We start from the raw sequence: 22894 nt of genomic DNA, 5'->3' as shown, positions 1-22894 counted from the left end.
CGAAGCGCGAATCGGTTCGAGTGGGGTCGTTTTCGGGCAGGGCTGAAGTTTTGCCCCGCTTTTACCAGCGTAGACCATACCGGCGCGGTGCTAGGAAGCGTGTTCGGACCCGCCGGGGCGCGGGCCGCGTGGGCCCGCGCCGTCAGAGCCGTCAGACCTGGGCGTGGTGCTCGACCAGGTCGCGCAGCGCGCGGGCGTCCGCGATCGCCTGGGCCTTGCCGACGCCGGACTGGATGCCCACCGCGGCGAGCGAGGTGCCGTCGGCGAGGTCGAGGGTGGCCCACGGGTCGCCCTGGCGGAAGTTGACCCGGACGATCTCGGCCCAGGCCAGTCGGCGGCTGCGGACGAAGTTGACCACCGTCACGCCCTCCGCGTCGGCGCTCACCCGCGGGCGGGCCAGCATCAGGCCCACGCCGGCGAACAGCAGCCCGCTGGCGATCATCATGATCCGGTCGTTGAGCTGCCAGCTCGCCGGGAGCAGCATCGCCAGCACGACGAACAGCACCACCAGCAGGGCGCAGACCGGCAGCAGCACCACGCGGGTGCGACGGGGTGCCCAGGTGACGGGGAACTCGACGGGCGGCGTGGACACGTGGGGTCTCCGGTGGTGGTTCTGGGCCCGGTGGCTCCGGGGGTTCGCGACAGCACGAGGGCGGGGACGCCGGTCGGCGTCCCCGCCCATTGAACCGTTCTTTACCCGCGAACGTGCGAGCAGGTCCCGCGGACAGCGCGTGTCCGCGGCTCGTGCGAGCGGGTCAGAGGCGGCAGGCGTGGATGTTGGTGACCAGGATCGCCCGGGCGCCGATGCCCCACAGGTCGTCCATGATCTGCTGGGCCTCCTTGCGGAGCACCATCGAGCGGACGGCCACCCAGCCCTCGGTGTGCAGCGGGGAGACGGTCGGCGACTCCAGGCCGGGGGTGAGCGCGACGGCGGCGCTGACCTTCTCGGCGCGGATGTCGTAGTCCATCAGCACGTAGCGGCGGGCCACCAGCACGCCCTGCAGGCGGCGCAGGAACTGCTCGACCCGGGCGTCCTCGCCGGCGCCCTTGGGGCGGATGACCACGGCGTCCGAGATCAGGATCGGCTCGCCGAAGACCTCCAGGCCGGCGTTGCGCAGGCTGGTGCCGGTCTCCACCACGTCGGCGATCACGTCGGCGACGCCCAGCTGCACGGCGGTCTCGACCGCCCCGTCCAGCTTGGTGACCGTCGCCTTGACGCCGTGGTCGGCGAGGTGCTGCTCGACCAGGCCGGTGTAGGAGGTCGCGATGCGCAGGCCCTCCAGGCCCGTCACGTCCTTGACGTCCACGCCCTCGGGGCGGGCGAAGCGGAAGGTCGACCCGGCGAAGCCGAGGGCGAGCACCTCCTCCGCGTTGGAGTGCGAGTCCAGCAGCAGGTCGCGGCCGGTGATGCCGACGTCGAGGCGGCCGGAGCCGACGTAGACGGCGATGTCCCGCGGGCGGAGGAAGAAGAACTCGACCTCGTTGTTCGGGTCGACCAGCACCAGCTCCTTGGGGTCCTTCCGCTGGCGGTAGCCGGCCTCATGGAGCATCTCCGCCGCGGGACCCGAGAGAGAACCCTTGTTGGGGACGGCGATGCGCAGCATGGGAGGTTGCTTCCTTACCTGTTGGGAGGGGTGTCTGCGGGGAGCTCGGGCGTACTGGGTGTTCTAGAGGTACTTGTAGACGTCGTCCAGCGTCAGCCCGCGGGCGATCATCATCACCTGAAGGTGGTAGAGGAGCTGCGAGATCTCCTCCGCCGTCTGCTCGTCCGACTGGAACTCGGCGGCCATCCAGACCTCGGCGGCCTCCTCGACGACCTTCTTGCCGATCGAATGGACGCCCTGCTGGACGAGCTGGGCGGTGCGGGAGGACGAGGGGTCGCCGGTGGCGGCCTTCTGCTGGAGCTCGGCGAAGAGCTCCTCGAATGTCTTCGAAGCCATGATGGGACTCACCATACGGCGTGCGGGCGGACGGGCGGTAAACGGTCCCGGACCGTGGACGGTCGGCTGGACGTCCACGGTCCGGGACCGGTCACCGGGGCGCTCAGCGCAGGTCGCGGAGAGTCACCGCGGTGGCGACGGCGGCGGTGACGGCCTCGTGGCCCTTGTCCTCGGCGGAGCCCGGCAGACCGGCGCGGTCGAGCGCCTGCTCCTCGTTGTCGCAGGTCAGCACGCCGAAGCCGACCGGGACGCCGGTGTCAACGCTGACCTGGGTGAGGCCGGCGGTGGCCGCCTGGCAGACGTAGTCGAAGTGCGGGGTGCCGCCGCGGATCACCACGCCGAGGGCGACGACGGCGTCGTAGCCGCGGTCGGCGAGGCGCTTGGCGGCGACCGGCAGTTCGAAGGTGCCGGGCACGCGCAGGACGGTCGGCTCCGCGACGCCCAGCTCCTTGAGCGCGCGGTGGGCGCCGTCCAGCAGGCCGTTCATCACCTGGTCGTGCCACTGGGCGGCGATGACCGCGACCTTGAGGTCGGCGGCGCCGTCGATGGTCAGCTCGGGGGCTCCGTGGCCGCTCATGTCGGTGTTCCGTTCTGTCTGTCTGTCGGTCGGTCTGTCGGTCTGTCGGTCGGGTCGGTGGCCGGTGGCCGGAGGGGCGGGTCTGCGGGCAGCGGCAGCGGCGGGGGCGGGGTGCGTCAGGAGCCGAGGCCGGGCAGGTCGTGGCCCATCCGGTCGCGCTTGGTGCGCAGGTAGCGCAGGTTGTGCTCGCCCGGCTCGATCTCGACCGCTTCGCGCCCCTTGACCTTGAGGCCGTGGTCGGTGAGCGCGGTCAGCTTCTGCGGGTTGTTGGTCAGCAGCGTCAGCGAGCGCACGCCCAGGTCCGCCAGCATCTGCGCCGCGATGCTGTAGTCGCGGGCGTCGGCGGGCAGGCCGAGGTCCAGGTTGGCGTCGACGGTGTCGCGGCCCTGTTCCTGGAGCTCGTACGCGCGCAGCTTGTGCGCCAGGCCGATCCCCCGGCCCTCGTGGCCGCGCAGGTAGAGCACCACGCCGCGGCCGACCCCGGCGACCCGCTGGAGCGAAGCCTCCAACTGGGGGCCGCAGTCGCAGCGCAGCGAGCCGAAGACGTCGCCGGTCAGGCACTCGGAGTGGACCCGCACCAGGACGTCCTCACCGTCCGGCAGCCGCCCGTCCGGCCCGAGGCCGCCGGCCACCAGCGCGATGTGCTCGACGCCGTCGATGGTGCCCTGGTAGCCGACGGCGGTGAACTCGCCGTGCACGGTGGGCAGGGCGGTGACGGCGGCCCGGTCCACGTGCAGCTCGGTGCGCCGGCGGTAGGCGATCAGGTCCTCGATGGAGATGATCGCCAGGCCGTGCTCACGGGCGAAGGCGACCAGCTCGGGCAGCCGGGCCATGGTGCCGTCGTCGTTGACCACCTCGGCGATCGCCCCGGCCGGCGCCAGCCCGGCGAGCCGGGCCAGGTCCACGGCGGCCTCGGTGTGCCCGGGGCGGACCAGCACGCCGCCCTCGACGGCGCGCAGCGGGAAGACGTGCCCGGGGCGGGTGAGGTCGCCGGGCTCGGTGCCGGGCGAGGAGAGCAGCCGTACGGTGCGGGCGCGGTCGGCGGCGGAGATGCCGGTGTCCACGCCCTCGCGGGCGTCCACCGAAACCGTGTAGGCGGTGCCCTTGCGGTCCTCGTTGACCTGGGTCATCGGCGGCAGCTTGAGCCGGTCCAGCTCCGCGCCCGTCATCGGGGCGCAGATCACGCCGGAGCTGTAGCGGATGGTGAAGGCCATCAGCTCGGGCGTCGCGGCCGAGGCGGCGAAGACGAGGTCGCCCTCGTTCTCGCGGTCCTCGTCGTCGACCACGACCACCGCGCGGCCGAGCGCGATGTCGGCGATCGCCCGCTCTACCGGGTCGAGGACGAGCTCGTCGCCGGTGCTGCCGGGGTGGGTCTGGTTCTCGGTCATGCCGTGGCTCCCTGCGGGACGTTGGCGGACGTGGCTCGCGGCTCACGGGTGCTCAGCCACCAGGAGCGCAGGCCGAGCAGCACCAGGACGAAGTAGACGGAGTAGGTGAGACCGGAGAAGGTGTAGCCGCTGTTGAAGGCGAACGGGACGCCGACCGCGTCGACCGCTATCCAGGCGAACCAGAACTCCAGCCAGCCGCGCGCCTGGGCGACCATCGCGGCGAGCGTGCCGACGAAGATGTAGGCGTCCGACCAGGGGCTCCAGGACAGGCTGGGGTAGGCGGTGAACAGCATCGCCAGGCCGACCGTGCCGACCGCGGTGCCGGCCACCAGGGCGGCCCGCTCGGACCAGCCGGCGAACCGCACGGCGATCGTCCCGGTGTCGCGGCGGCCGCGGCGCCACTGCGCCCAGCCCCAGGCGGCGGTGACGATGACGATCAGCTGCTTGCCGATCAGGCCGGGGACGTGGCCGCCGAGGTAGGCGGCGATCAGCACGACGCCGGAGAGGAGCTGGACCGGCCAGCTCCAGACCGAGCGGCGCCAGCCGAGCGCCAGGCCGCCGAAGCCGAGCAGGTTGCCGATCATGTCGGCCCACTTCACGTGTTCGCCGAGGACGGTGAACGCCTCGCCGCTGAGCCAGCTCACTTGGATTCCCCCGTGGTGGTCGTGGTGGTGCGGTCCGTGCCCGGCAGGTCCTGCGGATTCTGCGGGTTCTCCGCGTTCTCCGGGTCGTACGGGTGCTGCGGTTGGGGCAGGTTGGGGAGGGTGCGCGATTCGAGCAGCCGCTCCACGTACTTGGCGAGCACGTCCACTTCGAGGTTGACGCTCTCGCCGAGGGCCTTGGCGCCGAGCGTGGTGAGCGCGAGGGTCGCCGGGATGAGGCTGACGGTGAAGCTGTCCCGGGCCGCTTCCACCACGGTGAGGCTGACGCCGTCGACCGTGATCGAGCCCTTCTCCACGAGGTAGCGGGAGATGGACTCCGGCAGCGAGAAGCGCAGCACCTCCCAGCGCAGGTTGCCGTCCGCGTCGCGCTCGCCCGGCTCGCGGCTCAACAGCCGCCCGGTGGCGTCGACGTGGCCCTGGACCAGGTGGCCGCCGAGCCGGGCTCCGAGCGCCATCGCGCGCTCCAGGTTGACCGGGGAGCCGGGCTTCAGCTCGCCCAGGCTGGAGCGGTGCAGCGTTTCGGCCATCACGTCGGCGCTGAACTCGCCGGTCTCAGCAGCCAGTTGTTCGGCGCTGTCGACGACGGTCAGGCAGACGCCGTTGACCGCGATGGAGTCCCCGTGGCGCGCGCCGTCACGAACGACCGGACCACGCAGGCGGATTCGCGAGGAGTCGCCGATCTCCTCGATCGACACGACCTCGCCGAGCTCTTCGATGATGCCGGTGAACACCCGGGTCTCCTCGCGCTTGGGGCGCGGACTCCGGGGCGGCAGAGGGAGATGACACGGACGGGCACCGGTGCACAGGCCCGTGCACGACCCGTCGCCGGGGGTGCCGGAGCCGCCGGGAGATCGCTCACCCGGCCCGGGAGACACTGCTCCCGCCGTTCACCTGACCGTGGCCCGGTCCGGTGTCGTGATGGACGCCGATGGACCACGGGTACTGCTCTTCGTCCGCCCGCGCACGCCTCCCATCCGGACTTTAACCGTCGGTCCAGGAATTTCACCTGGTCAACCGGCCGCTGGCTGCGGACGGGTCGCGGACTGTAACCGCCGGTTCGGATTTTCACCGACCCCGGAGTGCGCTGAACGTCACTGCTGTTGACCACATTGTGCCACGCGGGACCCAAGCCGAGGGAGAGTGTTCCGCTGTGGCCTGTTTCACGGTCCTGCGGGGAATGCGGGCGGGTGGGTGGCGGGCGGCGCCGGTGTGCTGTCCGGCGCACCCTCCGGGGAAGCGGTGCAGCGGGTCGACCACCGGGCCGGGCACCCGGCGGGCGAGATCCACTCGGTGCCGCTCTCGGTGTGAGGGACCGACCGGTTCGGATTCAGAGGACGGCGGGTGCGGTGACCGGCATGAAGTGGGTGACCTCCGGCGGGTGCATCAGGTAGTGCAGTTCGCCCTCCGACCAGACCGGCCGGATCCGCCACATCGGCCCTGCGTAACCACGCAGGGCCTCCTCGTCGCGCCAGCGACTGACCACGAGCACCCGGTGCAGTCCGCCCTCGGTCACCGAGCGCAGCAGTTCACCGCCGAGGCAGCCGTCCGTCCTCCCGAGCTGCGGCAGCACCTGGCTGGCCAGATGTGTGCAGAACTCCTCGATGCGATCGGCCGTGACCTGCCCGGCCCAGATTCTGACGATCACGGCCACCACCTCCGGCTGGCTGGAGTCCCTGGCCCCATTATCAGCGGAAAATCGCTGGTGGGGAGGGGTGGAGCGGTGCTTTCACGGAGAGTGGTGGATCCCGGGTGGGCGGGGGCGCCGCGGGCGCGGGACGGCGTCCGCCCCCACGGTGGTGGCGGGACCGCGAACCCGGGCCGGCGGTGCGGCGAACGGCCTCGGCTAGATTCCCCGCATGACCCTCACGCCGGACACCATCGCATCGTCAACCACCGCTCCGGGCACCCCGAACGGCCTGTTCGCCGCCCTCAGCGCGGGCGCCCTCACCGACCCGGCGCAGCTGCGCGAGGTCTACGAGCAGCCGGGCGAGCACGCCCGCCGCAAGCAGGTCGACCGCCTCCACGAGGTCGCCCAGCGGCTCATCGCCTGCTCCTCGCTGGTGTTCGTCGCCAGCTCCGACGCCGCCGGGCGTTGCGACGTCTCCCCGCGCGGCGGGCCGGCCGGGCTGGTCTCGGTGCTCGACGAGTACACCCTGGCCATTCCGGACGCCACCGGCAACAAGCGGTTGGACACCCTGCACAACATCCTGGAGAACGGCCGGGTCGGGCTGCTCTTCGTCGTACCCGGCCGGGACACCACGCTGCGGGTCAACGGCCGCGCCTGCGTCTCCACCGACCCGGAGCTGCTGCGGCAGCTGACCGCCGTCGGCAAGCCGCCGCGCAGCGCGATCGTGGTGGCCGTGGAGGAGGTGTACGCGCACTGCCCGAAGTCGCTGCTGCGGAGTTCGGCGTGGAAGCCGGAGAACTGGCTGGCCGTGAACGCGCAGCCGAGTTCGGCCGAGGTCACGCTGTCGCACCTGCGGGACGACTCGCTGACCGTCGAGATGATCGAGCAGACGGAGCGGGAGGCGCTGCTGTACCGGTACGAGTAGGGCCGCGCCTTCGGGCGCGGTGCAGTGCTTCTGCACCGGCGGCGCGCCGCTGCCGCCGGACTGCCCGGCCGCCGGGCCGGGTGGGCCGGCGCCGGAACGGGTGGGCCGGCGGCGGAACGGGGGCCGGCGGCGGTCCGGGGGCCGGCGGCGGTCCGGGGGGCCAGCGGCGGTCCGGGGGGCCGGCGGCGGGGGCCTGCGGTTCGGGGCGCGCCGGGGGCACCTCCCGGCTCGGGCGGCCGACCGGGTGACGGCGGGCGCGGGCCGGGTTCGCGGGGGTGCCGGGAACTCCGCCGGTGGTTTGAATGGGCGGATGGACTGCGTCTTCTGTGCGGTGGTGGCGGGTGAGGAACCCGCGCACCGGGTGCTGGACGACGGGACGGTGGTGGCCTTCCTGGACCGCCGGCCGCTCTTCCCCGGCCATGTGCTCGTCGTGCCGCGTGCCCACCACCGAACTCTGGCGGACCTGCCCGTCGAGGAGGTCGGACCGTTCTTCCTGCGGGTGCAGCGGGTGGCGGCGGCGGTCGAGCAGGGGCTGGGCGCGGCGGGGAGCTTCGTGGCGGCGAACAACCGGATCAGCCAGTCGGTGCCGCACCTGCACGTGCACGTGGTGCCGCGCAATCCGAAGGACGGGCTGCGCGGGTTCTTCTGGCCACGGGGGAAGTACCCGGACGAGGCGGGGGCGGCGGAGATCGCGGCCCGGCTGCGGGCGGCGCTCGGGGAGGCGTAGGCCCCCCGGGGCCCGTCCCGTCCCTCGGAACCGTCTCCCTCGGAACCCCGGCCCCCGGAACCCCGTCCCTCGGAACCCCGCCCCCGGGGCCCCGTCCCCCGCGTCCTTGACGCACATCCCTTCGAAGGCACTTCCGTCTGACCTCTTGACAGGTATAGACCACTCCGGTTGAGTCGGTGCCGGCCCCGTACCGGCCCGGGCCCCGGTCGGCCGTCCCCCACGACGTGCCCCCGTACGGTGCCCGGCTCCCCCGCCCGACCAGGTCCCTGTCCCGACGACGTGCGGCCCCCACCGCACAAGGGGTGATGACGTGTCAACCAAACGCCTGCTCGCGCTGCTGTCCGCCGTGGCCACGGCGCTCGCGCTCGCGGTGCTCCTCCCGGCCTCCGCCAGCGCCGCCGCCTGCGGCACCGCGTGGAGCTCCACCGCCGTGTACACCGGCGGCGCCGCCGTCTCGTACAACGGGCACAACTGGACGGCCAAGTGGTGGACCCAGAACGAGCCGCCGAGCACCGGCGGCTCCGGGGTCTGGGCCGACCAGGGCCCCTGCGGCGGCCCCACGGGTCCCGGCCCGACCCCCACACCGACTCCGACGTCCGACCGGGGCGGATTCCCGGTCAGCCAGGCGCAGTTCGACCGGATGTTCCCGAACCGGAACCCCTTCTACACCTACCAGGGCCTGCTGGACGCGACCGCCGCGTACCCCGGCTTCGCCGCCACCGGCAGCGACACCGTACGCCGGCAGGAGGCCGCGGCCTTCCTCGCCAACGTCAGCCACGAGACCGGCGGTCTGGTCTACGTGGTCGAGCAGAACACCTCCAACTACCCGCACTACTGCGACGCTTCGCAGCCGTACGGGTGCCCGGCCGGGCAGGCCGCGTACTACGGGCGCGGACCGATCCAGCTCAGCTGGAACTTCAACTACAAGGCGGCGGGCGACGCACTCGGCCTGGACCTGCTGAACCACCCGGACCTGGTGCAGACCGATCCGGCGGTGGCCTGGAAGACCGGCCTCTGGTACTGGAACACCCAGAACGGCCCCGGCACCATGACCTCGCACGACGCGATGGTCAACGGGCGGGGCTTCGGTGAGACGATCCGCAGCATCAACGGCGCGCTGGAGTGCAACGGCAACAACACCGCGCAGATGCAGCACCGGATCAGCCTGTACCAGGAGTTCGTGCAGATCCTCGGCACGGTGCCCGGGGGCAACCTGAGCTGCTGACGGCGGGTCGGCGGGCCCGTCCGTCGGCGGGCCCGCCGTTGCTGCTGTGCTACTTCTCCGGATGGAGGGGTCCGTACTTCGTGAGGCGCGACCGGGCGGAGCGCGGCGTACACCCGTGGGAGCATCCGGAGCGATCGAAATCATTTTCCGGGCGGACGACTTCGCAGGTCGTGGCCACCTAGGCTCAGGCGCATGAACGAACTCGCCCGCCTCGTGGAGCAGACCGCCGACCGGCTCGCGGGCCGGCACGTCGGTGTGGTGGTCGCCGGGCTGGCCGGTGGCGCCGTGGAGATCCACGGCGCCGGGCGGACGGGGCCCGGCGGCGGGGTGCCCGGGGCGCGCACGCTCTTCGACATCGGCTCCGTCACCAAGGTGTTCACCTCGCTCGTGCTGGCCCGGCTGACGCTCGACGGGGCGGTGCGGCTCGACGAGCCGCTCGCCGAGGTGCTCCCGGGCCGGGCGGCCGTCCCGGTCCGGGGCGGACAGCCGATCACGCTCCGGCACCTCGCCACCCACACGTCGGGGCTCCCCCGGCTGCCCCGGGGCATGATGGTGCGTGCACTCCTCCAGCCCAACCGGCCCGATCCCTACGCCCACTGCACCGCCGAGCGAATACTCTCCGGCCTCGCCCGCACCCGACTGCACTCCGCGCCCGGGCGCAGCTTCCGCTACTCCAACCTCGGCGCCGGGCTGCTCGGGATGGCCCTCGCCCACCGGGCCGGAAAAGGGTACGAGGAGCTGGTGACGCGTGAGGTCTGCGCGCCGCTGGGGCTGGCCGACACCTGCCTGCAGCCGGGCGCGGAACGCTCCGAACGGCTGGCGCACGGCCACGCGCCGGGCGGGCGGCCGGTGCCCTCCTGGGACCTGGCCGCGCTTCCCGGCATGGGCGGGCTGCGCTCGACCGCGGCCGACCTCACACTGCTCCTGCGGGCGCAGTTGGCCGCCGAGCGCGAGCCCGACGCGCCGCTGGCGCCCGCGATCCTGTTCACCCGGGAGACCAGGCACCGGGTCAACCCGTTCGCCTGGACGCACCTCGGCTGGCTCGGCCACCGGCTGCACGCCCAGCAGGGCAGGCACCTCCAGCTGTGGCACAACGGAGGGACGGGTGGATCCAGTTCCTTCGTCGCCTTCGACCCGGAGCAGCAGGTGGGGGTGGTGGTGCTGGCCAACACCCGGCGGTCGGTGGACCCGGCGGGCACGGCGCTGCTGCGGAGGCTGCAGACCGGGTTCGGCGCGGCGAGACGCTGACGGGCGCTGGCGCTGCGGCTGCCGTCGCGATCGCCGTCGCCGTCGACGGGGGTGAGCTGGGGGCGGGCGATGTGGTGGTGGCCTGCGGGCTCGTCCCGCAAGGCGCGAGTGCCGCGCTGATCGCAGCCGAACGGTCGCTCCCGCGCGAGCGATGGACGAGTTCGAGGCCGGTTCGCGGGCGGTTCGCCACAGACCGTGTGCGAGGCGGGCGGCCTGGCCAACGCGAGGGTCCTGGAAGCGATCCGCTGACCGCATCCACCCCCTAGGGGCCGCCAAGGGCCCGTCCCGCAGGGGAACGGTACGCCGCTGAACCGACGTCAGTTCCCTTGCTGCGAAATACCGTCGGACACATGACCCGACACACGAGCCGACTTCGCACCACTGCGGCCGCCGCAGCACTGCTGCTCGCGCTGCCCCTCTCCGTCGCCGTGGCCGCCCCGGCCCTGGCCGCGCCCGCCACCCCGGCCGCCACCCCGCCCACCTCCACCGCTGGTGCGTCCGCCACCGCGCCGAGCGCGCTCCACGTCGAACTCCCGCGCCCGACCGGGCCGGACGCGGTCGGGCAGGAGGTCCTGCACCTGGTCGACCAGGACCGTCCGGACCCGTGGGTTCCCTCGGCCGGGCCGCGTCAGCTGATGGTCACGATGTACTACCCCGCCCATGCCGGAACCGGCAGCCCGGCCCCGTACATGACCGCTCCGGCCGCCCGGATGCTGCTGGACCACGAGCTCCCGGGCAACACCATCCCGACCGAGCTGGTGACCGACGCCCGGACCTGGTCCCGCACGAACGCCCGCCCGCAGGGTGGCCACTACCCGCTGGTGGTCCTGTCCCCCGGCTTCACCATGCCGCGCACCTCGCTCACCAGCCTCGCCGAGGACCTGGGCAGCCGGGGGTACGTGGTCGCGCTGGTCGACCACACCTACGAGAACACCGGGACCACCTTCCCGGACGGGCAGACGCTGCCCTGCGTGATGTGCGGCCGGCTCAGGGACAAGGAGGCCTGGAAGACCCTGGAGGAAAGCCGGGCCAACGACGTCTCCTTCGTCATCGACCAGCTCACCCAGCGCCCCCAGCCGGCCTGGCGCTATGCCCGCATGATCGACCGCGACCGGATCGGCATGGCCGGGCACTCGGCCGGCGGCGCGGCCACCGTCCCCGCGCTGCTGACCGACGACCGGATCAGGGCCGGAGCGGATCTGGACGGCACCATGCCCTACCTGGTGCCCGAATCCGGCGTCGGCGGCAAGCCGTACCTGATGATGGGCCACTCGCTGCCCGGCGGCAACGAGGACGGCAGCTGGACCACGAGCTGGCCCCGACTCGACGGCTGGAAGCGCTGGCTGACCCTCGACGGCTCCGACCACGGCAGCTTCACCGACTTCCCGTTGTTCTACGACGCGCTCGGCGTGTCCCAGAGCCCGGGCACCACCGTGTCGGGCCGGCGCGCCGTCGAGCTCACCCGGCAGTACGTCGGCGCCTTCTTCGACCTCCAGCTGAAGGACATCGACCAGCCGCTGTTCGACGGGCCGACCGCCGCCAACCCGGAGGTCCGGTTCCACTCCTGACCCGCTGCACCCGCGAGGCCGTCGGCAATCCGCCGGCGGCCTCGTCGGTGTGCCCGCCCCCTCTCGGTGCTCGTCAGGCGGCAGCCGCGGTGCTCGCCAGGCCGCAGCCGCGGTGCCCGCTACGCCGCCGCCGAGGCGATCGGTTCGAGCAGCAGGTGGGAGCGGACCAGGGCTCGGGAGACGGGGTCGTCGCGGTGCCCGCCGGTACGGGCCGGGTTGGGGCGCATGACGACCTCGGCCGGGGGTACGGGCCCGCCGCCGCACTCGGGACAGGCGCCGATGAGGTCCAGGTCGGTGCCGCAACGGGCGTGCGCGAACAGGTGGTGCGGGCCGCCGTCGGTGGCGTGCCGGCCACCCCAGCGGCTCAACTGGTAGAGCGGCCCCCAGAGTTCGAGGCCGGTCTCGGTGAGCAGGTAGCCGTGCCGCAGCGGCGCCTGCTGGTACGGCTCCTTGCGCAGGACCCCGGCTGCGACCAGCGCGTTGAGGCGGGCGGTGAGGACGGCGCGCGGGATGCCGAGGTGGGCGAGGAAGTCGTTGAAGCGCTGTACGCCGTAGAACGCGTCGCGGACGATCAGCAGGCTCCAGCGCTCGCCGACCACCTCCAGGGCGCGGGCCAGTGCGCACTCCTGCAGTTCGTAGTCGGTTCCCAGCGCCATGCGGGCCAGCGTAGTCCACCCACGGGGTGGGTTCAATGAACAGACTGGCAGTGGTAGCGTGCCACCAGAGACGGTTCATTGAACAGACCCATCGCCCAGTCCCCGGAGGGAACACCCATGTCCCCCGCACCACCCGGCTCCGCCCTCGCCACCGGGGCCGTCCGGCCCGCCGCCACCCTGGCCGTCACGGCCGCCGCGACCGCCCTGACCACCGTCGCCTACACCGCTCCCACCGCCTCGCTCGCCGCCACCGCCCAGGCCGCCCACCTCGGCGCCTCCGGCCGCACCTGGATCCTCACCGGCACCCTGGTCGGCATCTCGGCACTCCTCCTCACCACCGGCAGCTCCGCCGACGACCACGGCCGCAAACGGGTCTTCACCTTCGGCGTGCTGCTGTTCGCCGCCGCCGAGGCGCTCGCCGCCCTCGCCCCCGGCGGAGCCGTCTACCTGGCCGCCCGGGTGCTGCTCGGCGTCGCCTCGGCCGCCGTCCTGGCTCCGGCGCTCGGCCTGATCAGCCACGCCCACCCCGCCGGACCGGACCGCATCCGGGCCCTCGGCACCTGGGGCGCGGCCGTCGGCCTCGGCATCGCGGTCGGACCGGTCTACGGTGCGCTCGTCCAGCAGTGGGCCGGCTGGCGCGCGGTCAGTGGCGGGCTCGCCGTCGTCTCGGCCGCCGTGGCCGCCTGCGCCGCCGCCTGGCTCACCGAGTCCCGGGCGGACCGGCCCCGCGCGCTCGACCCGTACGGCGTCCTGACCCTCACCACCGGAACCGCCCTGCTCATCGCCGGTCTCGCCGAGGGCCGCAGCGGCTGGGGACGGCCCGTGGTGGTCGTTCTCCTGGCGGGCGGGGTGCTGCTGCTCGCGGCGTTCGCCCTGGTCGAGGCGAAGGTGCGCGAACCGATGCTCGACCTCGCCCTGTTCCGCGACCCCGGGTTCATCGCCGCGACCGGCGGTGCCCTGTTCACCGGGCTCTCGCTGGTCGGCTTCATGAGCTACCTGCCCACCCTGCTCCAGGGTGTGCTCGGCCTCTCCGGTCTGGCCGCGGGCGGAGTACTGGCCATCTGGTCGGGCCTGTCCGTGCTCTCCGCCCTCCAGGCCCGACGGCTGGCCACCCATGTCTCGGCCACTACGCAGGTCGCCCTCGGCCTACTGATCTGCGGACTCGGCGAGGGCGGGCTCTACGGACTCACCCCCGACGCCAGCTGGCTGCGGCTCACCCCCGGCCTGGCGGTCGCCGGCATCGGCAGCGGCGTCCTCAACGCGGCCCTCGCCCGGCTCGCGGTCAGCAGCGTCCCCGCCCACCGGGCCGCCATGGGCTCCGGCGCCAACAACACCTCCCGCTACATCGGCTCGGCCCTGGGCGTGGCCGTCACGGTCGCCGTCGCCGGCTCCGCCCGACCCACCACCTCCGGCCCCGAAGCCGCCGCCCACGCCCTGGCCACCGGCACCGACCGCGCCGTCCTGGTCGCCGCCGCCCTCTGCCTCATCGGCGCCGCCCTGACCCTCACCACCCGCACCCCCGAACCCCGCCCCCAGCCCACGCCCCCCGTCCCCGAACACGCCACCACCCAATGACCCCGCGCGGAAGTCGGCCCCGCCGACTTCCGCGCGAGCCACCCCCCCACTCCGGGGGCCACACTCCCGAAACGCGGCCCGCCCCCGGCTCGCACGCAAAAGTCGCCCGCGTCGACTTCCGGCGCGTGGTACCCCGCGCACCACGGAACGCGGCTCCGCCGGCCGTAGCGCTGGCGCTTGAGGAGCTTGAAAGTTACGCGGAATCTGTCCGGGTGATCATGTCTCCCCGGTGCAACTACGGACTTGGGAGATGGCTTGACGGCACGACGGTGCTGACAGAGAAGTGGCCGGTGCCGGGTCGGCACGAGCAGGCGGCGGTGTGGCTGCCGATCTGGACTGATCTGGGGCGGGCGCCGAGGACGATCGACACCTACGCCTGCGGACCGGCCGAGTACCTGGTGACGTGCGAGCGGGAGGACATCGGTCCGGTCATCGCGAACCGCGCCCACATTGCCATCCAAGTAAGGGAGTTGACGTCACGGCCGCGCCATCGGGGTTCGAACGTGGTGGCGATCGACTCGAAGTCGGGGCCGGCGCCGCTGTCCCTCCTGGGCCCCTGGGTCACCCTGGGTCACCCTGGCCATGCTGGCCCACGCGTTCCTCACCGTCGTCCGCGCCCACGAACACGCACACCACCCCGCACCGGACGACCTGATCCCGCTGACCCGCAACGAGATCCGGCACCTGTTCATCAGTGCCGCTGTCCGAACCGATCACGGCCCGGCCCACCGGCTCCGCCGGTCCGCTTGGCGGCACCACCACCGCTACTTGGGGGACATGACCTCATAGAGGTTTCCGGCGTCATCGGTGAAGTACAGGCCACGAGCACACAACGGGTGGTCTGTCCGGCCGTTGTCGGGCTCGCTGGGATCGTTGCCATAGGGCACCCCGGCAGCGTTGAGCCGGGCGAGGATCTCATCGAAGGACGACGGGTCCACGTCGAAGGCCAGGTGGTGGCCGACCGGATTCTCGACGGACATGAAGTCCAGCGTCAGGGAATCGTTGACCTGCACCGGCGCGAAATGCCTGTCTGCGCCTCGATAGTCCAGTCCCATGACGGAGGCGAAGAGGCGCGCTGCTGCCTCGTTGTCGACGGCTGGAACGATGGTGTGGTTCAGCGTGATGGACATGCTCTGTCTCTCAGATCTCGACTGGCTGGGACAGGACGCCGTGCAGGAAGACGTCGACGAGGTCGCGCACTCCCAACTGCGGCGCCGGATCCGTCGGGTCGCCTCCGGTTGGCGGCCTGTCGGCCCCGACGAACAGGAGACCTAGGAAGATCAATGCTGCCTGCTCGGGAGGCAACCGCAGCGACTCCCGCTCAGGCTCGAAGAGTTCGGCCAGCGCCTCTCGAACGAGCAGGGAACCGGCCGCACGATCAGGCGGGGCCCCTGCGTTGCCGGGACGGCCACTTCGTCCCCGCCCGCCCGTCGCATGAAGCGCCCCGACCACCGCGCCGACCCGGTCCAGGTGGGCGTGCAGCGCCGAGGCGGCCTCGGTCAGCCGGTCGGCGAGCGGCTGGTCCGTAGATACCAGGGTGAGTGCGTCGAGGGCGGGGGCAGGACTGAGCGCCTCGGTCACGCACGCGTCCAGGAGTTCCTCCTTGTCCGCGAAGACGCGGAAGATGGTGCCCTCCCCGATCCCTGCGGCCCGGGCGACCTGGCGTGTCGTCACCGCGCTGCCGTGCTCGATCACGAGGGGAAGCGCGGCACGGACGATCATCTCCCGGCGGCTGTCGGCGTCCATCGCCGGTGCTCTTCGCCGACTGGGTGCGGTCGTCATGGAGCAAGTATCGGAGTGAGTGCTCACTCCGGTCAAGGAATCGTTGCCACGAAGCGTCAACTCTGATCGATCACGTGCCGAACACCTGAAGATCACGATCTACAGCTGGAGCAGAACCCGTGCGCCCCCGGTCGACGCAGGAAGTCGAACCCACCGACTTCCTACTCATGGCAAAGGCCGGCGCAACACGGAAAGCCGCCCGGCCCCTTTCCCAGCCCGGGGCCGACGCGCACGAGCGACAACTCCGGGCCCAACATCGGCGCGCGGATGACAAGCCGAGCGGGCATGCTCCTCATGCTCCAGTGAATCCCCATGGGAAGTCGAACCTGCTGGCCCGGCCCGGGGCCGACGCGGCACGGGCGATGGCTCCTGGGCACCGTCAGCGTGAGCGTGCGCCCGGCGCTTCCAGCAAGCCCACGCGCAGGAAGTCGGATCCACCGACTTCGTGTGCGTCGGCTCGGGGGCCGTGCGGTCTGCCCAACGTGCGACGGTCACCGCTCACCACGAGTAGCGGGGTGACGCCGTGGTAACGGATCGTGAGGGTGCGGTGGGCCACGATGAGCGGGGCATGGGGGCTGCGTGCGAGGATGGCAGGGCTGGTGGGAACGGGCTCCCGGGTGGTTGGGCGGTTCTCTGGCCATGGTGAACGACGACGGACAGCGCCGGGGGGATCCTCAGCAGGACGCCCTGCTGATGCTGCCGATCGCCACGGCGCTGATCGCGGCCGACGGGCGGATCCTGCACTGGAGCGGCGACGCGGAGGCACTGCTCGGTTACCGCGCGGACGAGGCCGTGGGCGTGAAGGCGGCCAAGCTGCTGACCTCGGACGAGCGGCGGCCCGAGGTACTGGAGCTGTTCGGGGAGATCCTGGCGGGCCGGGAGTGGTCGGGTGTGTTCCCGGTGCGACACCGGGACGGCCACCTGGTGAACCTGGAGTTCCGCACTCATCCGGTTCAGGGGCCCGACGGCGCGCCGCTGGTGCTGGCGGTGGCTTCCGAGGTGACGACGCTGCGGCGGATCCAGGCGGATCTGGCCGTGCTGGACGGTTTCTTCACCCAGTCCCCGGTGGGCATGGCCGTGTTCGACACCGAGCTGCGCTTCATCCGGCTGAACGAGGCGTTGGCCCGGGCCAACGGCCTGGCCGCCGCGGCGCACCTGGGCCACCGGCTGACCGAGGTGCTGCCGGGCATCAACGCCGCGGAGTGCGAGACGGTGATGCGGCAGGTGCTGGCGAGCGGCCTGCCGGTGGTGGACTTCCTTTCGCACGGCCGCACCCCGGGGAATCCGCAGCGCGACGGCGCCTGGTCCGCCTCGTACTTCCGGCTGGCGGACCAGGGCGGACGGGTGCTCGGAGTGAGCGCGACCATCATCGACGTCACGCAGCGCTACCGCGCGGACGCCCGGGCCGCCCAGGCGCAGGAGCGGCTGTCGCTGCTGGTGGACGCGACCGCCTCGATCGGCACCACGCTGGACCTGCGACAGACCGCCCGCGAGCTGGCCGACGCGATGGTGCCCAGGGTCTCGGACATCAGCGGCGTGTTCGCCCTGGAGGCGCTGATCGCGGGGCGCAACGTCGAGCCGCCCGCCCCCGACGCCCCGCAGCTGGTGCGCCGTCTGGCGCTGGCGACGTCCGACCCGCTGTACCCGGCCGACGCCCTGCCGGTGGACTCGGTGCACGAGCTGCCGCCGGACTCCCCGTACGCCCGGGCGATGGTCACCGGGAGGACGGTGGTGGTGCCGTCCTGGGAGCTGTCACCGCTGGCCGACGGCCTCAGCGAGAGCCGCCGCCAGGCGTTCCTCGGCGACCGGCCGCGTTCGGTGCGGATCACGCCGCTGGTGGCGCGCGGCACCACGCTCGGCATGGTGGTGTACTCGCGGCGCGGCGAGCGGGAGTCCTTCGCCGAGGCCGACATCACGCTCGGTGACGAGCTGGCCTCGCGTGCGGCGGTCGCGATCGACAACGCCCGGCTGTACCTGCGCCAGCACCAGACGGTGCTGGCCCGGCAGCAGGCGCTGCGCGAGGCGAAGGCCGCGCAGGAGCGGCTGGCGCTGGTGAACGCCGCGTCGGCCCGGATCGGCACCACGCTCGATCTCGACCGCACGGCGCAGGAGTTGGCCGAGGTGGCGACGCCCCGGTTGGCCGACACCGTGGTGGTGGAGGTGCTGGACGAACTGGTCCGGGGCGAGCGCGAGGTGCGGCCCTCGGCGGACGGTTCGGCGCTGCTGCGGCGGATGGCGTTCCACTCGGTGCGCGGCTCGACCCTGGCGCCGATCGACCGGCTGGGCGGGGTGCACCGATTCCTGCCCGGTTCGCCGTACGCGTGGAGCCTGGCGCACCGCAAGCCGGTGCTGGTGCCCCGGATGGACGAGGACGGCATGGCCTGGTTCGCCGAGGACCCGGTGCGCACCGCCGCCGTACGGGAGCAGAACGTGCAATCGATCATGGTCGTGCCGCTGATCGCGCGCGGCAATCCGGTCGGCGTCGCGGGCTTCTACCGGACGCTCGTGGAACGCCCGTACGACGACGAGGACCTCGCGCTGGCCGGGGAGTTGGCCGTGCGGGCGGCGGTGTCGATCGACAACGCGCTGCTGTTCACCCGCGAGCGCGACGCGGCCGCCGCCCGGCAGCGGGCCCTGGACGAGGCCTGGGCCGCCCAGCAGCGGCTGGGTCTGCTGAACGAGGCCAGCAACCGCATCGGTACCACCCTCGATCTGCACCGCACCGCACGGGAGTTGGTGGACGTGGTGATCCCGCGCTTCGCCGACTTCGTCACGGTGGACCTGCGCGACGCGGTGCTCGGCGGCGAGGAGCCCGGCCCGGTGCCGAAGGACGGGTCGGTGCTGATGCGGGCGGTGGCGGTCGGCGAGACGGCGCCGGACGGCAGCATGACGGCGGCGGCCGACCAGGTGGGCGAGACCTCGCAGTCGGCCGAGGTGTACGCGCAGAGCCTGCGCACCCGGCGGTCGATCCTGGTCTCCGCGGTGACCGAGGAGGACCTGCGGCGGATCGTCGCCTACCCCGACCGGGTGCAGCCGGGGCTGGCCGCCGGGGTGCACTCGTACCTGATGGTGCCGCTGGTGGCGCGCGGACTCGTGCTGGGCGGTGCGGAGTTCGTCCGTACCCACAACCCGGTGCCGTTCGGCCCGGCGGACCGTTCGCTGGCCGAGGAGCTGGGCGCGCGCACCGCGCTGGCGATCGACAACGCCCGGCTCTACCGCCGCGAGCGGGACACCGCGCTCACCCTCCAACGCAGCCTGCTCCCGCAGGAGATCCACCGCACCATCGGCCTGGAGCTCGCCTACCGCTACCTGCCCAGCAGCGTGGTCAGCGAGGTCGGCGGCGACTGGTTCGACGTGGTGCCGCTCTCCTCCGGACGGGTCGCGCTGATCGTCGGCGACGTGATGGGCCACGGCATCCGGGCCGCCGCCACCATGGGCCAACTCCGCACCGTGGCAAGGACGTTGATTACCCTGGAGCTCAACCCCGCGCGGGTGCTGCACCGGCTGGACGAGGCCACCGCGGCGCTCGGCGAGGGGCAGTTCGCCACCTGCGTCTGCGTGGTCTACGACCCGGCCGACCGCAACTGCACCGCGGCCTGCGCCGGCCACCTGCCGCCCGTGGTCGCCGACACCGGGGGCAACGCCCGTCTCGTCGACCTGCCGCCCGGCGCGCCACTGGGGGTGGGCGGAGTCCCGTTCGAGAGCGTCGAGTTCACCCTTCCCGAGCAGGCCATCCTGACCCTCTACACCGACGGCCTGGTCGAGCGCCGGGGCCGCGACCTCGACGAGGGCCTGCGGCTGCTCTGCCGAACGGTCGCCGACCGGAGCCGCTCGCTGGAACAGACCTGCGACGCCGTGCTGACCCGGCTCACCGGGCGCAATGCCGAGGACGACATCGCCGTCATCATGGCGCAGGTCCGCCCGGAGGGCGCCGACCGGATCGCCTCCCTGCCGCTCACCGGCGACCACGCGATGGTCGCCCACTCGCGCCGCTTCACCCGCGAGACGCTCGCCGCCTGGGGCCTGACCGCGCTCACCGACTGGGCCGAGCTGCTCACCAGCGAGCTGATCACCAACGCCCTGGTGCACGCCGGATCCCCCACCCAGCTACGGCTGTTCTGCGACCGGGTGCTCACCGTGGAGGTCGCCGACCGGGAGAGCGGGACGCCCCGGATCCGCCACGCCCACAACGAGGACGAGGGCGGCCGCGGCATCCACCTGGTCAACGAACTGGCGCACCGCTGGGGCAGCCGCCGGACCGCCGACGGCAAGGTGGTCTGGTTCGAGCTGGAGCTGCCTCCGGGGTACCCGACTGCATGAACAACCGACCGTTGTCGGCGCGGTCCAGGAGTTGTTGGTCGGCGGTACGGCCGCTGGGCTTTGCTGGTGCCACGGCGGGAGAGTCCCGACCGGACGGACCGGAGGAGCCCCTCATGCAGCAGACCGACGCCCGCACCGTCGTCACCGAGTACGTCACCCGCCTCGCCGCGGGCGAACGGGACGCCGCCATCGCCCTGTTCGCCGAGGACGCCACCTGGACCTACCCGGGCAGCCTCGAACTCTCCCGCACCTGGCGCGGCAAGCAGGAGATCTTCGGCGACTTCCTCGGCCAGGTCGGCACCCTCTTCGCCGCCGACGGCCTGCCGACCCTCACCCTCACCCATGTCCTCGCCGACGGCCCGCAGGCGGTGGCCGAGTGGACCGCCGTCGGCAAGGCCGCCAACGGCGCCGTGTACGAGAACCACTGCCTGGGCGTGTTCACCGTGGAGAACGGCCTGATCACCGCCGTCCGCGAGTACCTGGACACCCACCACGTGGCGCAGACCCTGCTGGCCGGAACGGCCTGAACACCCCCGACCGGCCCGAACGGCCCGAACGGCGTTCCGCCGGGCCGGTACCGTGCTCGCCGCCACGGACGACGACCGCAGCGCCACCGTGGCGGTGGACCGCCCGTCCTGGTGAACCGCTGGGCGAGCCGGCCGGTTCCGGCGGCGGCCTCACTGCCGCCCCCGCCACCGGCTGATCTGCTCAGTCCGGCAGCAGCAGGTTGACGTCGCCGAACTCATGCCACAGGTACCGCTGTCGGACGGCCTCCCGGTAGCAGGCCGCCAGCAGTGGGCGGCCCGCGACGGCGGCCAGCATCAGCAGGTGGGAGGCGCGCGGCTCGTGCCAGCCGGTGAGCAGCCCGTCCACCGCGCGCACCCCGCGCTCCGGGGTGATGACCAGCTCCGTCCAGCCGTCGGCCTCCTGGAGCGTGCCGTCCGGTCTCACGGCCGACTCCAGGGCGCGCACCACGGTGGTCCCGACGGCGATCACCCGTCCTCCCCCGGCCCGGACGTGGCCGACCAGCCGGGCGGTGGCGGCGGGGACGTGGAAGCGCTCGGCGTACGGGGCCTCGTGCGCCTCCGGCGAGGCCACCCCGGTGTGCAGGGTGACGGGAGCGACGAGGACGCCCCGACCGGCCAGCCGGGCCACCACCGCCGGTGTGAACGGACGCGCCGCGCTGGGCATTTCGCTGCTACCCGGCACGCTCGCGAAGACCGTCTGATAGGCCTCGATCGGCCAGTCGCGGTCCACGTAGCCGTACCGGATCGCCCGCCCGTGCTGCCGAAGATACGGCAACAGGCCTGCGGGCAGGGTGAGTTCGGCGTACCAGAGGCGGCCGGTGAAGGGCTGCACCAGCTCGGCCGCGCCGTCGGCCGGCAGGGCGACGCGCAGGCCCGGCCGGGCCGGGGACTCCTGCGGCGGGTAGTAGGCAGCCGCCGCTCCCGGTACCGGCCGGCGCAACTCGACCAGGTGGGCGCCCTGTTGGTCCGGCTGCGCGGAGGAGAGGTGCAACGCGACCGGGCTGCCGTCGGGCAACCGACCCGGCAGGGCGGCCGGAAGGGTGGCCGAGTTGTTGACCACCAGGAGGTCCCCCGGGCGCAGCGCTACGGGCAGTTCGGTGAAGCGGCGGTGTTCCACGGCGCCGGAGGTACGGCGGCCGACCAGCATCCGGACACCGTCGCGGCTGCCGCCGCGCGCCTCCACCGGTGCGCGGGCGGAGAGTTCGGGCGGGACGGTGACGTCGAGACCCAGCTCGGTCAGGGCCGTCATCGGCCACCCCGGTCAGCCACCGTCGCCTGTTCGGCCACCGTCGCCGGGTCGGCGGCCGAAGCCCGGTCGGCGGTAGGGACCGCCGCCAGGTCCTCGGCGCGGTAGCGACCGGAGGGCGTACGGTCGCGCAGCAGACCGAGCAGAACGGGCGCGACCTGCGCGGGCAGCGGCTCGCCGGAGATGTCCTCCCCCGGGCTGGCCTCCTGCAGCATCCGGGTGCGCATGCTGCCCGGGTCGACCGCCCAGACCCTCAACTCCTCCTCCTCCCTGGCGAGTACGGCGGTGGCCAGGTCGAGCGCGGCCTTGCTGGCGCCGTATCCGCCCCAACCGAGGTAGGGCTCCACGGCGGCGTCCGAGCTGATGTTGAGGACGGCACCCGAGTGGGCGCGCAGTTGCGGCAGGACGAGCTGGGTGAGGGCGATCGGGGCGAGGGCGTTGACCTCGAAGAGCTCCAGGAGGTCCGGCAGCGGGAAGTCGGCCAGCCGGGGCAGCGGTTCGGCGCCGGGGCCGGTGGCGCCGTTGAGCGAACCGGCGTTGTTGACCAGCAGGCTCGCGCCGCCGAGGCCTTCGGCGGCCCCGGCCAGACGGGCCCGGTGGTCGTCGTCGACGATCGAGCCCGGGAGGGCGACGACCTTGGTGACGGCGGCCAAGGCCACCTCGGCCTCGGCGAGTTGGGCCTCACCGCGGGCGGTGATCACCAGCTGCCAGCCCTGGGCGGCGAGGGCGTGCGCGAGAGCCAGTCCGAGGCCGCGGGAGGCTCCCGTGACCAGCGCGACGGGGGAAGCGACGGGGGCGGGGGTGGAGTCCGGTGCTACGTTCATGGCCCAACGATCGCGCCGCCGGGCCGGGCCGCGGATCGGCCTCCGGAACCGGGACCGGATCCTCCGTTGGCCCTAGA

Annotated in this window: 21 protein-coding genes, 2 pseudogenes and 1 riboswitch; of the genes and pseudogenes, 10 read left to right on the top strand and 13 right to left on the bottom strand. The window is 72.9% G+C overall.

Going from position 1 to position 22894, the window contains the following annotated elements:
- Positions 1–151: 151 nt before the first annotated feature.
- The 7 genes from ACIRVF_RS14760 to ACIRVF_RS14730 form a co-directional block, all read right to left on the bottom strand.
- On the bottom strand, positions 152–592 hold the full coding sequence (locus ACIRVF_RS14760; RefSeq protein WP_402816738.1) for a PH domain-containing protein: 441 nt from the start codon (positions 590–592) through the stop codon (positions 152–154).
- A gap of 163 nt (positions 593–755) precedes the next feature.
- Complete coding sequence (gene hisG, locus ACIRVF_RS14755) at positions 756–1604, bottom strand: ATP phosphoribosyltransferase (RefSeq protein WP_402816736.1); 849 nt, start codon at positions 1602–1604, stop codon at positions 756–758.
- A gap of 63 nt (positions 1605–1667) precedes the next feature.
- Complete coding sequence (locus tag ACIRVF_RS14750) at positions 1668–1940, bottom strand: phosphoribosyl-ATP diphosphatase (RefSeq protein ID WP_030279806.1); 273 nt, start codon at positions 1938–1940, stop codon at positions 1668–1670.
- A 103-nt stretch (positions 1941–2043) separates the two neighbouring features.
- Entirely contained in the window at positions 2044–2517 is a 474-nt protein-coding gene (gene ribH / locus ACIRVF_RS14745; RefSeq protein WP_402816734.1) for a 6,7-dimethyl-8-ribityllumazine synthase, read from the bottom strand.
- A gap of 116 nt (positions 2518–2633) precedes the next feature.
- Positions 2634–3905 carry a bifunctional 3,4-dihydroxy-2-butanone-4-phosphate synthase/GTP cyclohydrolase II gene (locus tag ACIRVF_RS14740; RefSeq protein WP_402816732.1) on the bottom strand — a complete coding sequence of 424 codons (1272 nt, stop codon included), beginning with the start codon at positions 3903–3905 and terminating at the stop codon, positions 2634–2636.
- Positions 3902–4549, bottom strand: a complete 648-nt coding sequence (locus tag ACIRVF_RS14735) for a nicotinamide riboside transporter PnuC (RefSeq protein ID WP_402816730.1) — start codon at positions 4547–4549, stop codon at positions 3902–3904. Before ACIRVF_RS14735 ends, ACIRVF_RS14740 begins: the two co-directional genes overlap by 4 nt.
- On the bottom strand, positions 4546–5298 hold the full coding sequence (locus tag ACIRVF_RS14730) for a riboflavin synthase (protein ID WP_402816728.1): 753 nt from the start codon (positions 5296–5298) through the stop codon (positions 4546–4548). Before ACIRVF_RS14730 ends, ACIRVF_RS14735 begins: the two co-directional genes overlap by 4 nt.
- A 227-nt stretch (positions 5299–5525) precedes the next feature.
- A riboswitch (FMN riboswitch) is annotated at positions 5526–5653 on the bottom strand.
- A 126-nt stretch (positions 5654–5779) separates the two neighbouring features.
- Between ACIRVF_RS14730 and ACIRVF_RS14725 the strand changes: the two are divergent.
- A pseudogene (locus tag ACIRVF_RS14725) lies at positions 5780–5875 on the top strand (DUF4242 domain-containing protein); the annotation flags it as partial.
- Between the two features lie 19 nt (positions 5876–5894).
- Here ACIRVF_RS14725 and ACIRVF_RS14720 read toward each other — a convergent pair.
- Positions 5895–6212: an antibiotic biosynthesis monooxygenase family protein gene (locus ACIRVF_RS14720; RefSeq protein ID WP_402816726.1), complete on the bottom strand. Its 318-nt coding sequence runs from the start codon at positions 6210–6212 to the stop codon at positions 5895–5897.
- Positions 6213–6423: 211 nt separating this feature from the next.
- Here ACIRVF_RS14720 and ACIRVF_RS14715 point away from each other — a divergent pair, with 211 nt between their 5' ends.
- The 5 genes from ACIRVF_RS14715 to ACIRVF_RS14695 all read left to right on the top strand — a co-directional run bounded on the left by ACIRVF_RS14715 (position 6424) and on the right by ACIRVF_RS14695 (position 11887).
- A complete protein-coding gene (locus ACIRVF_RS14715) occupies positions 6424–7119 on the top strand; it encodes an MSMEG_1061 family FMN-dependent PPOX-type flavoprotein (protein WP_402816724.1) in 696 nt (231 codons plus the stop codon).
- 310 nt (positions 7120–7429) lie between these two features.
- Positions 7430–7846, top strand: a complete 417-nt coding sequence (locus tag ACIRVF_RS14710) for an HIT family protein (RefSeq protein WP_402816722.1) — start codon at positions 7430–7432, stop codon at positions 7844–7846.
- Positions 7847–8156: 310 nt separating this feature from the next.
- Positions 8157–9071, top strand: coding sequence for a glycoside hydrolase family 19 protein (locus ACIRVF_RS14705; protein WP_402816720.1), 915 nt, complete (start codon positions 8157–8159; stop codon positions 9069–9071).
- 192 nt (positions 9072–9263) lie between these two features.
- Complete coding sequence (locus tag ACIRVF_RS14700; RefSeq protein WP_402816718.1) at positions 9264–10319, top strand: serine hydrolase domain-containing protein; 1056 nt, start codon at positions 9264–9266, stop codon at positions 10317–10319.
- A 350-nt stretch (positions 10320–10669) separates the two neighbouring features.
- Positions 10670–11887, top strand: coding sequence for an alpha/beta hydrolase family protein (locus tag ACIRVF_RS14695; protein WP_402816716.1), 1218 nt, complete (start codon positions 10670–10672; stop codon positions 11885–11887).
- Between the two features lie 119 nt (positions 11888–12006).
- Here the strand turns inward: ACIRVF_RS14695 and ACIRVF_RS14690 are convergent, their stop codons facing one another.
- Entirely contained in the window at positions 12007–12543 is a 537-nt protein-coding gene (locus ACIRVF_RS14690) for a winged helix-turn-helix transcriptional regulator (protein WP_402816714.1), read from the bottom strand.
- A 117-nt stretch (positions 12544–12660) separates the two neighbouring features.
- Between ACIRVF_RS14690 and ACIRVF_RS14685 the strand changes: the two genes are divergently transcribed.
- Both ACIRVF_RS14685 and ACIRVF_RS14680 read left to right on the top strand, forming a co-directional pair.
- Positions 12661–14118 (top strand): MFS transporter, encoded by a 1458-nt coding sequence (locus ACIRVF_RS14685; protein ID WP_402816712.1) that lies wholly within the window; start codon positions 12661–12663, stop codon positions 14116–14118.
- A 534-nt stretch (positions 14119–14652) separates the two neighbouring features.
- Positions 14653–14907: pseudogene (locus tag ACIRVF_RS14680) on the top strand (IS701 family transposase); the annotation flags it as partial.
- Here the strand turns inward: ACIRVF_RS14680 and ACIRVF_RS14675 are convergent.
- Complete coding sequence (locus ACIRVF_RS14675) at positions 14883–15248, bottom strand: VOC family protein (RefSeq protein ID WP_402816710.1); 366 nt, start codon at positions 15246–15248, stop codon at positions 14883–14885. The pseudogene ACIRVF_RS14680 and the gene ACIRVF_RS14675 overlap by 25 nt on opposite strands.
- 10 nt (positions 15249–15258) lie before the next feature.
- A complete protein-coding gene (locus tag ACIRVF_RS14670) occupies positions 15259–15900 on the bottom strand; it encodes a TetR/AcrR family transcriptional regulator (RefSeq protein ID WP_402816708.1) in 642 nt (213 codons plus the stop codon).
- A gap of 639 nt (positions 15901–16539) precedes the next feature.
- Between ACIRVF_RS14670 and ACIRVF_RS14665 the strand changes: the two genes are divergently transcribed.
- Entirely contained in the window at positions 16540–20220 is a 3681-nt protein-coding gene (locus tag ACIRVF_RS14665; RefSeq protein WP_402816706.1) for a SpoIIE family protein phosphatase, read from the top strand.
- Positions 20221–20333: 113 nt separating this feature from the next.
- Positions 20334–20747 (top strand): nuclear transport factor 2 family protein, encoded by a 414-nt coding sequence (locus ACIRVF_RS14660; protein ID WP_402816704.1) that lies wholly within the window; start codon positions 20334–20336, stop codon positions 20745–20747.
- 181 nt (positions 20748–20928) lie between these two features.
- Here ACIRVF_RS14660 and ACIRVF_RS14655 read toward each other — a convergent pair whose 3' ends face one another.
- Together ACIRVF_RS14655 and ACIRVF_RS14650 are read right to left on the bottom strand one after the other, a co-directional pair.
- Complete coding sequence (locus tag ACIRVF_RS14655) at positions 20929–21996, bottom strand: S-adenosylmethionine:tRNA ribosyltransferase-isomerase (RefSeq protein WP_402816702.1); 1068 nt, start codon at positions 21994–21996, stop codon at positions 20929–20931.
- On the bottom strand, positions 21993–22817 hold the full coding sequence (locus ACIRVF_RS14650; protein WP_402816700.1) for an SDR family NAD(P)-dependent oxidoreductase: 825 nt from the start codon (positions 22815–22817) through the stop codon (positions 21993–21995). Before ACIRVF_RS14650 ends, ACIRVF_RS14655 begins: the two co-directional genes overlap by 4 nt.
- Positions 22818–22894: the final 77 nt, after the last annotated feature.

The organism is Kitasatospora sp. NPDC101157 (genome assembly GCF_044768255.1).
Taxonomy (GTDB): Bacteria; Actinomycetota; Actinomycetes; order Streptomycetales; family Streptomycetaceae; genus Kitasatospora.
The sequence above is the reverse complement of the archived record's forward strand: the minus strand, read 5'-3'. Positions and strand labels throughout refer to the sequence as shown.